14 protein-coding genes and 1 tRNA gene are annotated in these 13,266 nt (G+C 41.0%); 8 read left to right on the forward strand and 7 right to left on the reverse strand.

Annotation, left to right across the window (positions count from 1 at the left end; genetic code table 11):
* The 6 genes from B2X33_RS06240 to B2X33_RS06265 form a co-directional block, all read left to right on the forward strand.
* A partial coding sequence (locus B2X33_RS06240) for an amidase family protein (protein ID WP_296668405.1) occupies positions 1–266 on the forward strand: 266 nt, incomplete at its 5' end.
* A gap of 160 nt (positions 267–426) precedes the next feature.
* Complete coding sequence (gene gatB / locus B2X33_RS06245; RefSeq protein ID WP_296668407.1) at positions 427–1,971, forward strand: Asp-tRNA(Asn)/Glu-tRNA(Gln) amidotransferase subunit GatB; 1,545 nt, start codon at positions 427–429, stop codon at positions 1,969–1,971.
* A gap of 10 nt (positions 1,972–1,981) precedes the next feature.
* The gene (locus tag B2X33_RS06250) at positions 1,982–2,800 is read left to right on the forward strand and encodes a hypothetical protein (protein ID WP_296668409.1); all 819 of its coding nucleotides are present in this window, start codon (positions 1,982–1,984) and stop codon (positions 2,798–2,800) included.
* A gap of 27 nt (positions 2,801–2,827) precedes the next feature.
* Complete coding sequence (locus B2X33_RS06255; RefSeq protein ID WP_296668411.1) at positions 2,828–3,124, forward strand: hypothetical protein; 297 nt, start codon at positions 2,828–2,830, stop codon at positions 3,122–3,124.
* A gap of 10 nt (positions 3,125–3,134) precedes the next feature.
* On the forward strand, positions 3,135–3,593 hold the full coding sequence (locus B2X33_RS06260; RefSeq protein WP_296668413.1) for an ASCH domain-containing protein: 459 nt from the start codon (positions 3,135–3,137) through the stop codon (positions 3,591–3,593).
* Positions 3,594–3,684: 91 nt separating this feature from the next.
* Positions 3,685–4,077, forward strand: a complete 393-nt coding sequence (locus B2X33_RS06265; RefSeq protein ID WP_296023231.1) for a hypothetical protein — start codon at positions 3,685–3,687, stop codon at positions 4,075–4,077.
* A gap of 106 nt (positions 4,078–4,183) precedes the next feature.
* On the opposite strand, the gene B2X33_RS06270 is transcribed toward B2X33_RS06265, so the two are convergent.
* The 5 genes from B2X33_RS06270 to B2X33_RS06290 all read right to left on the reverse strand — a co-directional run bounded on the left by B2X33_RS06270 (position 4,184) and on the right by B2X33_RS06290 (position 8,675).
* A tRNA-Arg gene (locus B2X33_RS06270) sits at positions 4,184–4,257 on the reverse strand.
* A gap of 56 nt (positions 4,258–4,313) precedes the next feature.
* Positions 4,314–5,153, reverse strand: coding sequence for an MBL fold metallo-hydrolase (locus B2X33_RS06275; RefSeq protein ID WP_296668415.1), 840 nt, complete (start codon positions 5,151–5,153; stop codon positions 4,314–4,316).
* 59 nt (positions 5,154–5,212) lie between these two features.
* Positions 5,213–5,872 (reverse strand): HAD family hydrolase, encoded by a 660-nt coding sequence (locus B2X33_RS06280; RefSeq protein WP_296668417.1) that lies wholly within the window; start codon positions 5,870–5,872, stop codon positions 5,213–5,215.
* A gap of 17 nt (positions 5,873–5,889) precedes the next feature.
* A complete protein-coding gene (locus B2X33_RS06285) occupies positions 5,890–7,152 on the reverse strand; it encodes an FGGY-family carbohydrate kinase (RefSeq protein ID WP_296668419.1) in 1,263 nt (420 codons plus the stop codon).
* A gap of 257 nt (positions 7,153–7,409) precedes the next feature.
* Positions 7,410–8,675 carry a ribose-phosphate diphosphokinase gene (locus B2X33_RS06290; RefSeq protein WP_296023247.1) on the reverse strand — a complete coding sequence of 422 codons (1,266 nt, stop codon included), beginning with the start codon at positions 8,673–8,675 and terminating at the stop codon, positions 7,410–7,412.
* 126 nt (positions 8,676–8,801) lie between these two features.
* Between B2X33_RS06290 and B2X33_RS06295 the strand changes: the two genes are divergently transcribed.
* Positions 8,802–9,734, forward strand: a complete 933-nt coding sequence (locus B2X33_RS06295; protein ID WP_296668421.1) for an MBL fold metallo-hydrolase — start codon at positions 8,802–8,804, stop codon at positions 9,732–9,734.
* A 179-nt stretch (positions 9,735–9,913) separates the two neighbouring features.
* Entirely contained in the window at positions 9,914–10,144 is a 231-nt protein-coding gene (gene rpmB / locus B2X33_RS06300; RefSeq protein WP_296023253.1) for a 50S ribosomal protein L28, read from the forward strand.
* Between the two features lie 122 nt (positions 10,145–10,266).
* Here the strand turns inward: rpmB and uvrB are convergent, their stop codons facing one another.
* Positions 10,267–12,267 (reverse strand): excinuclease ABC subunit UvrB, encoded by a 2,001-nt coding sequence (uvrB, locus tag B2X33_RS06305; RefSeq protein ID WP_296668423.1) that lies wholly within the window; start codon positions 12,265–12,267, stop codon positions 10,267–10,269.
* A gap of 119 nt (positions 12,268–12,386) precedes the next feature.
* Complete coding sequence (locus tag B2X33_RS06310; RefSeq protein WP_296668426.1) at positions 12,387–13,265, reverse strand: omptin family outer membrane protease; 879 nt, start codon at positions 13,263–13,265, stop codon at positions 12,387–12,389.
* Position 13,266 lies beyond the last annotated feature (1 nt).

A 13,266-nucleotide genomic window follows, 5' to 3' on the forward strand; every position in this document is an offset into this window, starting at 1 on the left:
TCGGCTCAAAAGTTGACGACCCGCTTGAAATGTATTTGAGCGACTTGTTTACGACATTTGTGAACTTGGCGCGAATTCCTTCAATTTCAGTTCCGGCTGGATTTACTTCAAAGGAAAACAAGAACGCTTCGTGCATGCCGGTCGGAATTCAGTTTGCAGGAAAAATGTTCGACGAGCTGAAGATTCTTCAGACCGCGCAGGCGTGGGAAGAAGACCACAAAAACTGCGGAATTCCGGTTCGTGAACCGGTTAAGGAATCGGTTTAAAAGTAAAAGTCGGATTTTGCGTTAGGGCGTGTAGTGGCGGCGGAGCCGTTGCGGAACGGAGCCTTGCGAAGTGAGAGCAATGGAGCACTGATGTGCGGAACCACGAAAGGCCCGACCCGAACGAAAGTGAGGGAAACGCCCAGAAAAGTTGGAGAAAATTATGGCAATTGATAAATATGAAATCGTAATCGGCTGTGAGATTCACACGCAGCTTCTTACAAAAACAAAGGCTTTTTGCGCCTGCGAGAACAAATACGGCGGAATGCCGAACACGCGAGTTTGCCCGGTTTGTCTTGGCTTGCCGGGAGCTATGCCGCGCATTTCAAAAGGCTATGTGGAGCTTGGGGCGGTTGCCGGTCTTGCTTTGAACTGCAATATCGCGCGCTTTACAAAATTTGACCGCAAGCATTATTTTTATCCTGACCTTGCGAAAGGCTATCAGATTACGCAGTACGATATTCCGCTTTGCGCAGACGGACACGTTGACTTGCCGCTTTCGCATTATTCAAAGGACGAGCAGGAAGGCGGAGCAAAATTCCGGCCGAACAATTTTAAGGGCGAGAACTGCATTGTTGAGAACGAGGGCAAAAAATACCGCCGCGTGAGAATCGAGAGAATCCATCTTGAGGAAGACGTAGGAAAATCGCTTCACTTGCCGGGAAAACATTCCTATATCGACTACAACCGCTCGGGAACTCCGTTGATTGAGATTGTTACAAAGCCTGACATGACTTCTCCTGACGAGGCCGCGCTTTTTATGCAGACTGTTCAGGAAATTTTGCGCTATGTGAAAGTTACAAACGGAAACCTTGAGGAAGGAAATATGCGCTGCGATGCTAACATCAACCTCAATGTCTGGGAGGACGGAAAGCTTTACCATACTCCTATTTCCGAAATCAAGAACCTTAACTCTTTCAAGTCAATCCGCGAGGCGTGCGCTTACGAGGCGAAAAGGCAGCTCAAGGAATTTGAGGAAGACCGCCAGGAATTCAATCCGGGCTACAAGAACACGATGAACTGGGACGAGGACAAGGGCGTTACGCAGATTATGCGTACAAAGAATTCGTTCGTTGACTACCGATTTGTCGTTGAGCCGGACATCAAGCCGTTCAAGGTGAACGAGGAGCTGATTTCGCGCGCGGAAAGCAGAGTCGGCGAGCTTCCTGAGGCAAAGAGAATCCGATTGCAGAAGCAGTTCGGTCTTTCTGATTTTGATGTTGAGACTTTGACTTCTTCACGCGAGCTTGCGCTTTGGTTTGAAGAGGCCGCGAAAGGCGCGAAAGACGTTAAAAAAGTTGCGAACTGGATTCTTGCCGAGCTTCTCGCGGTTCTTAACGAGCAGCGAAAGACAATCAGCGAGGTGAATATCACTCCGAAGCACATAACCGAGCTTGTGAACGCGATTGCGGACAAGAAAATCTCGAACGCGCAGGGAAAGGCCGTTTTTGCGAAAATGCTCGAGACTTCAAAAATGCCGGCTGAGATTATCAAGGAAGAGGGAATGGAGACTGTTTCTGATTCCGGCGCAATCGAGGCGATTGTTGACAAGGTTATCGCTGATAATCCGAAAGCTGTTTCTGACTTTAAGGCCGGAAAGACAAACGTTGTCGGCTGGCTTACAGGCCAGGTGATGAAGGCTTCTAAGGGAAAGGCGAACCCTGGAATCGCGTCGAAACTCGTGGGCGAGAAACTTTCAAAGCTGTAAAAAAAGCAAAATGACAGAAATCAATATTCTTGCAGAGAGCATAAAATCTCGTTTCGGGACTGTAAAAAGAGCGCGCGGAAATTTTCTGTACACAGAAAAGCGCGTTCGTCTTACTGATATGTTTTTGGAAGGCGGCCGGGCTGTTTTGGGCTGGGGAAGCGATTTTTTTAGCGGCTGGACGATTTTTAAGAACATAATAAGCCGCGGTCTTACAGGAAGTTTTGTTACGGATTTTAATGCTGTTTCAAAAAATTCTGGACTTTCAAGACTGAGCCGTGCCGTAAGCGCCTTGCTGAATGATGAAAGAATTGCAGTTATTTGTAATTCAAAAGAAGATGCTCTTAAAAAAAGCCTTGCCATAAGCAAAGACGGAACTTTTGTTTATCGTCCGTGGAATGCGCAGAATATTGACTGGAAAAATGCCGCCTGTGTTTTGATTGCTCCTCCGCTTGCCTGGGCGCAGAATATCTGGATTGTCGCTGTAAAAAGCGAGTTTATTGAAGATTCAAAAATCGATTTTTGTTCTGCTTTTATTCCAGCGGCTTTAGAAGCTGCGGTAACGCGTTCTTTTTATGATTTAATAAAAGCACTTCAGGTTCGCGAAGAAAAAGACTGGTTTAAATACGACAAAGTTTTGACAAAATACTGGACGAGAAAGGGGCCTTGGCTTTTTCCGAAAATTCCGCAGGAAAAATACGAGAACTTTGTTCAGCATTGTCTGGACTGCGATCTTGTCGTAAGCCCGTTTTTTTCTGTTCCGAGCATTGTTCCTTTTGGAGCAGATTCTGGAGTTTTTAAAAAGCTGGAAAAATCACCTTTTGACTTTTAAAAATTTTAAGTATGCGGGTAAGAAAAAATGCTTGAAAGCGAAGTGGTTTTTTACATTGTAAAACTTGTTTTTGGCGGAATTACTGCTTTTTTAGCAATTTTGCTTTTGAGCCGGACGCGTGATTCTGTCTGGATTTTTATGGTTTGCGGAGCAATTTTTAGTTACACAGGCCTTGTTTTTGAGCTTCTCTTAAAAGTTGGAATCATAAGCGAATTTTCTTTAAAAATTTTCAATCTTCCGTTTGTGCCGCTTTTTTTTACGGTAGTTCCAGCAATTTTCTTTATAATTTCTTTTATCTTAAAAATAATCCGTGCGAGAAAATAGGAAAATAAAAATGACAGTGCTTCAATTTTGGAATGAATATTTGGCAAAAACCGGGCAAAAACCACAAGAGGCTGTCTATAACGGCGAGCTTTGTTTTGAAGATTCGGGCTGGACAGGTCAGTCGCAGCTAAATCTCGTGCTTGGCGAAAAAAAAACTGCAATCTTTACACCTTTTCCTTCTTTTGAAATAAACCGCGAAAAGCTCCCTGTTGCCGGCGAAGTTTACGTCGTGGAAGATACTCAGGAGAATCCTTGCGCTGTAATCCGCATAAAAGATGTAAAAATAATTCCGTTCAGCCAAATCAGCTGGGAACTTGCGCAGCAGGACGGCGAAGACGAAAATCTTGAAGCCTGGCAGGAAAAAGAGCGTGACTTTTTTGAGGAAGAAGCCGACCTTTGCGGTTTTGATTTTGACGAAGAAATGCCCGTTGTCTGTGAAATTTTCGAATTAGTCTACAAAAAAAATTAAAACTTTTAAAATCCAAAGTTTAAAATCGAATTTTTGTGTGCTATAATTTTATATTAGAAAAGCATTTTTTAATGTTTGGAGGAATTAAATTATGGCAAAAAAAAGTTTTTCTGTTGAAAAGTTGATTATTCAGCTTTCTCTTGGTTTGTTGCTGGCTGTCGGCGGTATTTGGGGCTTGCAGGGCGGCGGAGATTTTGGAATTAACTCTCTAAAAAGCGTGTTTAGCGGCAGCGCAGAAAACATTGCGGTAATTGTTTTTTCAATAATCGAACTTCTTGCAGGAATTTATCTTGTTCTTGAACTTTTTATCGGTAGTCTCGGACAGTTTAAAAGCATTCTGATGCTTATTATTATGATTGTCTGGATTGTTGCAATTGTCTTGAGCGATTTTATCGACGGAAATTTCCACAATTTTATGAAATGGCTCTGGAATTTTGCAGGCCATCTGGTAGTTTTAGGCTCGATTCTTTACTGCAAAAACTAATTTTTTGGGCGCCACCCGCTTTGCGGGTCGGAGTACTGCGGGCTTCGGTGCCCTCGGTGCTTTTGCACCGGCTGCGCCGCCCTCCGTGTTCCTGGCGCTTTTTTTATGACTCCAACGCGAGTCGAACGCGCGACCTTCCGCTTAGGAGGCGGATGCTCTATCCAGCTGAGCTACAGAGTCGAATAGACTAATATTAACAAAAAACAAAGATTTTTTCAAATGGTGTATGCTTTTTTCTAAAAGGTATAATAAAGACCGCGCTCTGCAAAACCCGCAAAACCGTCATCTTGAGGTAAAAACTCCCTGTAGTTTTCGCCGTAGTGGCAGAGAAACATTTTTTTGCGCATTTCTGTTGGAAGAGTTAGAAGCTCATTGTAAGAAGAATGAACAGGACTTTCAAAAAAAGTACATTCATGAAAAATACATTCCGGTTTATAAGTCTGTTCAATCCAATCCAGCATTGGACGGTCAAATTTTGTGTCTCCGCTAAAGAAAATTCTGTCATCTATTAAAACTCCGACAGAATAAAAAATTTTGTTCCAGTCTGCATTTGGGCAAAGAATATGCCTTGTTCGTACAAGTTTTAAGTTTATTGAACCTGCATTTGCCTCGTAAACCGGGCGCGGAGTGTTTTTTAATTCAACTGGGCAGATTTGCTTAAAATAATCGTCAAAAGTAAAAAAATTGTCTATTCCTTTTTCCTCGCCGTAAGAGCAGGCTCCGGCCAGGCTTTTTTCCCAAAGAATTTTTTTGTAAAAATCTGGAACAATAAGCGACGGTTTTTGTCTTGTCATATAAAAATTTGTGTATGCGACTTCTTCAAGGCCGCCAATGTGGTCAGAATGTGAGTGTGTCGGCAAAATCGTGCGGATTTTTGTGAGCGGAGTGTTGTATGTTTTTAAGGCGTAAGAAAATAAAGTTCCGCAGTCAATCAAGACATGATCTTTGCCTTTTATTACAAGCAGGTTGTTCTGAAAATCGACTTTGTTAAAAGCGCTTCCAGTTCCGATGAAAAAAATCTGAAGTTTTCCATTGTTTGTGAGGTTTATACTGTCTTTAAATGTTTCGATTTCCATAGAACTTCCGTAGAACTTTTTCTTAAAATCAGTACAAATTATAACACAATATAATTATATTACAAAACTTCTGGAAGCAAATAAACATCTTTTACACCGTCAACAAGAATTGCGCCCATTCCAAGTTTTAACGGCAGGTCAAGGTCAATATCGTAACGATCTCCAATGCTTAGACATTCTTCAAATTTTATTTTTTTGTTAAGAGCTGTTCCTGCGGTTTTTGCGGCAAGCTCAAAAATCTCTCTGGCAGGCTTTGATTTTAGCGTTGTGTCAAGCCCAATGATTTCTGGAATAAGCCCGGAAACTCCCAGCGCTTCGAGAGTTTTTCTTGCCGTCAGAACAGGATTGTTTGTTACGCAAATGAGATAAAATTTTTCTTTTAAGGCGGAAAGAGTTTTAAAAAGCCTTGCGTCTGGTTTTAAAAATTCAGCAGGATTTATAAGTTTTTTTCTCCAAAAAATACTTTCTTCAATCGAAATTCCAAAATAAGTAAGAAGGTTTCCAAGGCTGATTTTTTGTCCGGAATGTGTGTTCGCCCAATTTTTCCTAAAATCAGAAAAAAGCCCGCGGGCTTCATCAGCGGAAATTTTTCGCATTTGGGCAAAATGTCGGATTTGACCGTCAATCTGCTCTTTTGCGTATTCAGAATTTGTATAGAGCGTAGAATCTACATCAAAAATCAGAACCTGGACTTTTTCTGGAATAAAATAAACCTTCATTAAAATGCAGCGCCTGTCTACGAGTGGTCAGCAGGCATAGCCGGAGTGTAGACGTGCGATTTTTTTACAAGAACAAATGCCGCTTCTTCTATCGAGTCGTAATATCCGAGCGAAATTCTTGCAAGAATATTGTCGCCTGCAAGTTCCGCATCCACGCATTCAGTCACAACAAACGGAACGCAGAGAGTATCGCATTTTATCTGAGTCCATTTTTCGTTTAGAGCCTGCCCGCCAGTTACGGTAATGCTTCTCGGCTGTGGAAGTCCTGCCTCTTCCGAAGCCTTTTTTAGAATGTTGAGGGCCGCCCAAAGCTGGTGAGTTACATCGTGAATAATCGCAAGTCCTTCTTTTTTTTGTTCATCCGTCAAAATCTGCGGATTTTCAAATGTCGGAGTGTCTACAATCTGCGCAACTAGTTTTTTGTGCGTAATTTTTGTTTTTAATTCGTCTTCAATCTTTTTCTTAAAATTTGCAAACCTGCTTCCTGTATCTGGAATGATTACCGCCGCATTCCACATTCCAGGAATAATCGACGGCATTGTGCGGATATTTGGCGAATTGAGCGGAACTGGAGTGCAGAGATTAAGCCCTTCGCTTGAACCTGAACGGTCGCATAGCATGCCGGTGTCGAGCGTGTCTGTTCCAATCAGCGCAACAACAAAATCAGGAGCGCCGCAAAAAACCAATGTTCCTTCGATAAGACCAGTTTCTTCAGCCGCCTGTTTTGTAATTTTTCCAGCGAGTGCGCCAGGTTTTACAAATGGAGGCAGTTTTTTGATTTCGTCATCAGAAAAACCTTCTGCCTTGAGCTGTTCTTCTGTCCAATAAATTTCTCTGAAACGTTCTTCCGGCAGAATTGTTACGGCGTTTCCTGTCAGACGGTAAATCAGGTATTCAGGAGTTCCAAAAATCTTGTCAGATTCGTACCAGTGGTGAGTGTGGAGTTTTCTAAAAGCATCCAGACGCGGAATCCACATTGACTTTTTGTCAGAAACGGAAGTTGGCGCATCTTTAGACCAAAGAAGCGTCAGCCCGTTGCTGCTTACAACCGTCGGCCCGTTGCCGGAAATACAAATCGCTTCAATTCCAGTGTCCGGCGATTTTTGCTTTAATTCTTCGACAGCTTGTTTTAAAGCCCCGACCCATTCCCGTGCAATTTTCGATTCATCTTTTTCCGTAAAATTCGCGCGTGCATAGGCAATGCTTTTTGGCGAATCTGGCATAAGCGCCGCTTTTAACGAAGAAGTTCCAATATCAACACAAAGAATAGCATCTTTCATAAAAATCTCCAATTTTTTTCGGGGCCATTTTTGCTGTCGCAAAAACCGGGTCTTGCGGGGTTTTATTCCAAAAAACAGGCTCATCCGCCAGTTTTTTGGAACGGCTTTGCCGCCCCTCCAGCCCCTTGTCCGAATTTTTTGCTTCGAGGCTTATTTTTCATTTTACAACAATTTGCGGAGATTTGCCATTTTTGCAAAAAAAAACTGCCTGATAAGGACTGAAGCGCCTGTCAGACAGTTTTTAATAATTTTTTTATTTATGCCTGAGTTTCTTCTGTATCGTCAGACTTTTTAATCAGTTTGTCGATAATCGTTCTGTTGTCCAAAAGATCGCTCAAGCTCTGATTGTGATGAATTCTTGTAATTACATTTGCAAAGAGACCAGAAACATTTGTGCTTATAAACCATTCTTTTTCTTTTAATTCTGGATGGTAAACGGCGTTTGTTCCGATTATTCGGTAGAACTGGCCGTTTTTATAAGCTTCATCGAACAGTTCAATTGCATTTCCTGTAAAGAACGGAAGCGAAATTGCGGCGATTACCTTTGTTGCGCCCTGTTCCTGCAAAAACTGCATTGCTTTAAGGAGAGTTCCTCCTGTTCCGAGCATATCATCTGCAAGGAAGGCAACTTTTCCTTTAACGTCGCCAAGAAGTTTTACGCTTTTAATATTTGTCTGTTTTGCATTCTGAGTTACGACAGAATAATCGCGTTCTTTGTAAATCATTGCGAGCGGCACTTTTAAGCCTGTAGCATAGAATTTGTTGCGGTCGATTGCGCCTGTGTCAGGGCTTACTACAACTAAATCTTCCTTGTCAGGACCAGAAAGATTTACAACCTTTGTAAGTTCACGGATAACCTGATAGGAAGCATGTAGGTTTTCGAGATGTGTCGTGTTGAATGCGTTTACAATTTCGCGAGAGTGAATGTCGAGAGTAATTACGCGGTCGACTCCACGCATTTCGTAAATGTGGCAAAGAAGCGCTGCCGTAAGACCTTCGCGGCCCTTCTTTTTGTGCTGGCGGCTGTAAGGAAATGCCGGAAGTACAAGAGTGATTGATCTTGCTCCAGCCTGCTGAACAGCATCGATTGTTACAAGAAGTGTCATTACGTGGTCGTTTACAGAGAATGTAACAACATTTTTTCCGCCGTTCATTTCAATTGGCTGGTGGTTTTCTGCATCTTGAAAAATATAAATATCTTTTCCGCGGACAGAATCCATCAATTCTGCTTTAATTTCACCGTTTGCAAACCAAGTAAAAGCTGTGTTGATTTTAAAATCTGGCGCACGGTATTTGTCGATTGCTCCGCGTACAACAAGGTCAGATGTCACCATATCGTTGCGGAAGTTGATGTCCTTAATCAGTTTGTCTTTGTCTAAAGTATATCGTTTAGAAATTACGTCATTTTTTAATGTAAAACGATGTTTGTACATGTGACGAAGATGAGTAATTACTTCGTCCGCAAATGCAGCACCACCCGGACATGCGATTACGCCCAGGTTGGTTGGTTCTGAATAAGGCATTTTATTCTCCCATGAAAATGTGATTGATGTACACTAATACTAGCACTTCAAGCCGGCTGTGGTCAATAATTTACGCTAGATGTAGTGTTTTGACAGAAAATCATGTTTTAACTAAAATCTTTCTATATGAAACTGACGATTTTGGGATCAGGAACAAGCCATGGCGTGCCTGTAATTGCTTGTAATTGCAAAGTTTGTAAGTCTGGAGACAAAAAAGACAATCGGCTCAGAGCGAGCGCGCTTCTTTCTATAAAAAATGGCTCATACGACAGAAATTTTCTTATTGATGTTGGGCCGGATTTTCGGGAACAGGCTCTTCGCATAAATCTTTGTAAACTTGATGCTGTTTTTCTCACACATCCTCACGCAGATCATATTCACGGAATTGACGATTTAAGAATTTTTAGCCACAAGAACTCTAGCGCAATGAACTGCGACGAAAGACTTTCTAAAAAATTTCCAGAAACTGCTGGAAAAGGTCTTGCAATGTACATGAGTTCAGATTCTGAAAAATGCGTTAAGACAAATTTTCATTATATTTTTATGACGCACGAAAAAGGCGGCGGAACTCCAAAACTGAACATAATAGATGTTGATTCGTACAATGAAAAAAATCCGCTTGAACTTGGAGAACTTTGCATTGTTCCTGTTCCGATGGAGCATGGCTGCATAAAAACGACAGGCTGGATTTTTTCTAAAAAACTGAATGGAAAAAAACGTTCAATTGCTTATCTTACTGACTGCAATTTTATAAGCGAAAATTCTTTAAATCGGGTAAAAAATACCTGCTCAGGCGGATTTCTCGATCATCTTGTAATTGATGCTCTTCGTGCAGATAAACACTCTTCTCACAATAATTTTGATCAGGCGCTTTTTTATGCAGATAAAATTGGAGCGGCGCATACTTGGTTTACTCATCTTTCTCACGATTTTTTGCACGGAGAAATTCAGAATTATATTGATAAAAAACTGCCGGAATTTGCTAATCTGCAAAAAATTGTTGAAAACGGCGGAACTGTCTGTCCAGCGTTTGACGGTCTGGAACTGGATTGTAGGTGAGGATTTCGCTTTTTTATAAGAAAAACTTAATGCGCTTCGGAATAGATATAAAAAAACTGATTTTGGACAAATTAACGCATAAAATTGGCATAAAATCAGTATTTTGAATTGACATAAGCGGAAGAATTTCTTAAAATAATGGAACTCACGTTGAATTGATTTTGAGGTAGGTATATATTATGTCAAGAGTTTGTGATGTTTGCTTGAAAGGTTCAATGACAGGTAACAAAGTTTCTAAATCATACAACCACACACGCCGCATTTGGAGACCAAATCTTCTTAAAGTAAAGACAGAAATCGCTGGTACAACACGCACTTTGAACGTTTGCACTCGCTGTCTTCGCAGTGGTTTTGTAACAAAGAAAATCAATGTTGTTCCTGCAAATGCTGGTGCGCCAAAAGCTGAATAATTATTGAATCTTTCTGAATAGCCGGTTCTTCGTGAGCCGGTTTTTTTTTATGTCTAGAGAACTTTTTGCGTGCGCTAGCCAGCTCAGTTTCAGATACCAGCTATGCACGTTTTTGTTAAGTTCTATTTTTTGCCGTAAGTTGCTTCGATTTCCTGTATTTGATCGCGGATTGCGGCGGCTTGTTCGTATTCAAGCCGGTCGGCACAATCGCTCATTTCTTTTTTTAGGGCTTCGATTAACTTTTTGCGCTGTTTTGGGTCGAACAGGTTCGCGCTCTTTTTTAGAACTTCGAGTTGTATTTTTTCGGTTTCCTCGGCATCTTTTTGTTGACGTACGAGTATGTCTTGAACAGTTTTGCTTACAGTGTGAGGCGTAATTCCGTGTTCTTCATTATATTTTTGCTGGATCGCACGACGGCGTTTTGTTTCTTCTACGGTTTCTTTGATTGCTGGCGTGATTGCATCTGCGTACATTACAACCGTTCCGTTTTCATTGCGGGCAGCGCGGCCTACAATCTGGATTAAAGATGTTGTCGAGCGCAAAAATCCAATTTTATCTGCATCGAGAATTGCGATAAAACTTACTTCTGGAAGGTCGATTCCTTCGCGCAGAAGGTTGATACCAATTAAAACGTCGATTTCGCCCAATCTAAGGCTTTTTAGAATTTCAACACGCTCAAAAGTGTCGATTTCCGAGTGAATATATTTTACTTTTAAATTCAGTCCAAGAAGATAGTCCGTCAAATCTTCCGCCATTTTTTTTGTCAGCGTAAGAATAAGGCTCCTCTCGTGTTTTTCAATGCGCTTTTTTACTTCGTTGTAAATGTCTTCCATTTGACCTTCGCTCGGGCGGACTTCGATTATTGGATCCAAAAGTCCAGTTGGGCGGATCAACTGTTCTACAACTTGTGTTGACTGTTTTATTTCTTCTTTGCGCGGTGTTGCCGTTACGTAAATAACTTGATTCAGTTTTTTTTCAAACTCGTCAAATTTTAGAGGGCGGTTGTCGAGGGCGGAAGGCAGGCGGAACCCGAAGTCGATAAGATTTTGTTTTCGGCTTCTGTCGCCTTCGTACATAGCTCCAATTTGCGGAACTGTAACGTGGGCTTCGTCAATCAGGCACAAAAAGTCGTCTGGAAAATAATGCAGGAGAGTTGCCGGCGGTTCGCCGCGTTTTCTGCCGGAAATTGGGCCTGAGTAATTTTCGATTCCAGAACAGTAGCCCATTTCTTTCATCATTTCTACGTCGTATGTTGTCCGGGTTTTTATTCTTTCGGCCTCGAGAGGTTTTTGTTCAATCTGAAATTTTTTGACCTGTTCAGCCATTTCTTCGAGAATCCTGTCTGTAGCCTTTAAAAGCGCATTCTGCGGTACTACGAAGTGCTTTGACGGATAAAATTGCATTTCGTCCAACTCTTCTTCGGTTTCGCGGGTGAGAACATTAAAACGCTTTATTGAAGAAATTTCGTCAAAATCAAGTTCAATTCTGTATGCAGTGTCGGTTTCCATATATGGAGGAAAAACTTCGATAACATCGCCTCTGACACGGAAATTTCCGCGTTCTAAAACCATATCGTTTCGCTGGTATTGAATTGATGTCATCTGCCGTTCAAATTTCCTTGTATCAAAAAATTCACCTTTTTCGATATGAACACGCATTTCTTTGTAGAGGTCAGGCATGCCAAGACCGTAAATGCAGCTGACTGTAGCTACAACAATCACATCGCGCCTTTCCATAAGGGAATATGTTGCTTTTAGGCGAAGCTGGTCAATTTCTTTGTTTACATCGGCATCTTTTTCTATGTACAAATCCCGTGCAGGAACGTATGCTTCTGGCTGGTAATAATCGTAATAAGAAACAAAATATTCGACTGCATTTTCTGGAAAGAAAGATTTGAATTCCCGGTAAAGCTGGGCGGAAAGCGTCTTGTTGTGCGAGATGATGAGAGTCGGACGCTGAACTTTTTCGATTATTTTTGCCATGGTAAAGGTTTTTCCAGAACCAGTAACGCCCTTTAACGTCTGGTACCTGTCGCCGCGCAAAAAGCCTTCGCTTAATTTTTCTATTGCCTGCCCCTGATCGCCGCTTGGCTCGTAAGGAGCAACTACCTTGAATTTTCTCATGCCTTGATTATACAGCCTATTCTTTGAGTTTTGAAATAGCTTAAAAAAATAACAATGGGGAAAGAAGGATAAAAGAGGAAAGCGCAAGATTATGCTTTTATAATTAAATTAAGCTAATGTTATATTTTTCTACCAAGACTTAGTGAGAAAGAATCTAAGCAAGTTCCTCCTTGAAAATTTTTTTGCTCTAAGAAGTCAGAATTGGAAACTCCTATAACATTGTCAGCGGTGCTTCCTTTTAATAATGGAATGTGGTTATAGGAGAGTCTTAGAAAGATTTTTTTATAATAGAATTCACTTGATAATGAAAATCCGAACTTTCCATCAAATGAATCATAAAATTGTTTTTTTCGCATGTAATGACTGTCAATTGCATTCCCTTTTATGTATGGGTTTAGTACACCGATTAGTTTTACGGTGAAGTTTTTTGAAGTTACCGCGGTAGAGAGACCAATTCCGAATATAAAGAATTCAGATTCATAACTTATGATATTGCCTTTTAAGTTCGTTTTAGTTTCGTTTCCTGTCCAAATACCTGTTTCTGGGTATTGATAATATCCGTCTCTGCCAAAAAATTTTTGATTTTTGTAGCAGAACGTTGCAAATGGGAAAAAAAATAAATTTTTAGAGCTGAAATTATATCCTGCTTGGAATGTGAAAGCATATTTTTTATCAACATACAGGTTATGACTGGAATACTGACTAATATCAGTACTGTTAAAATCTAAGTCTTTAAGAGTGCCACTTTTTATAGGAATAACAGTTGCATACGACAAATTAAATTCAAAATTGTGTAGTCGAGATAAAACTCCTAATTCTATGTATGGAATAATTGGACAGTCCCAGGTAAGTTCGCTTACTTTTGAGTCGTTTTGAAAAACATATTCTTTTTGAGAAAATGTATTGATTCCTGCTGCCGTTGTAAGCGTAAAAATTTCTGCATATGAAATAATCACTGGCATAAGCAGGAATTGGATTAATAGCAAATATTTTTTCATA

This window comes from Treponema sp. UBA785, assembly GCF_002297065.1.
Lineage (GTDB): Bacteria > Spirochaetota > Spirochaetia > Treponematales > Treponemataceae > Treponema_D.

Excerpts from the sequence above, each read along its gene's own strand:
- gatB (WP_296668407.1), top strand. The coding sequence starts at position 427 with ATGGCAATTGATAAATATGAAATCGTAATCGGCTGTGAGATTCACACG.
- B2X33_RS06250 (WP_296668409.1), top strand. The coding sequence starts at position 1,982 with ATGACAGAAATCAATATTCTTGCAGAGAGCATAAAATCTCGTTTCGGG.
- B2X33_RS06255 (WP_296668411.1), top strand. The coding sequence starts at position 2,828 with ATGCTTGAAAGCGAAGTGGTTTTTTACATTGTAAAACTTGTTTTTGGC.
- B2X33_RS06260 (WP_296668413.1), top strand. The coding sequence starts at position 3,135 with ATGACAGTGCTTCAATTTTGGAATGAATATTTGGCAAAAACCGGGCAA.
- B2X33_RS06265 (WP_296023231.1), top strand. The coding sequence starts at position 3,685 with ATGGCAAAAAAAAGTTTTTCTGTTGAAAAGTTGATTATTCAGCTTTCT.
- B2X33_RS06275 (WP_296668415.1), bottom strand. The coding sequence starts at position 5,153 with ATGGAAATCGAAACATTTAAAGACAGTATAAACCTCACAAACAATGGA.
- B2X33_RS06280 (WP_296668417.1), bottom strand. The coding sequence starts at position 5,872 with ATGAAGGTTTATTTTATTCCAGAAAAAGTCCAGGTTCTGATTTTTGAT.
- B2X33_RS06285 (WP_296668419.1), bottom strand. The coding sequence starts at position 7,152 with ATGAAAGATGCTATTCTTTGTGTTGATATTGGAACTTCTTCGTTAAAA.
- B2X33_RS06290 (WP_296023247.1), bottom strand. The coding sequence starts at position 8,675 with ATGCCTTATTCAGAACCAACCAACCTGGGCGTAATCGCATGTCCGGGT.
- B2X33_RS06295 (WP_296668421.1), top strand. The coding sequence starts at position 8,802 with ATGAAACTGACGATTTTGGGATCAGGAACAAGCCATGGCGTGCCTGTA.
- rpmB (WP_296023253.1), top strand. The coding sequence starts at position 9,914 with ATGTCAAGAGTTTGTGATGTTTGCTTGAAAGGTTCAATGACAGGTAAC.
- uvrB (WP_296668423.1), bottom strand. The coding sequence starts at position 12,267 with ATGAGAAAATTCAAGGTAGTTGCTCCTTACGAGCCAAGCGGCGATCAG.
- B2X33_RS06310 (WP_296668426.1), bottom strand. The coding sequence starts at position 13,265 with ATGAAAAAATATTTGCTATTAATCCAATTCCTGCTTATGCCAGTGATT.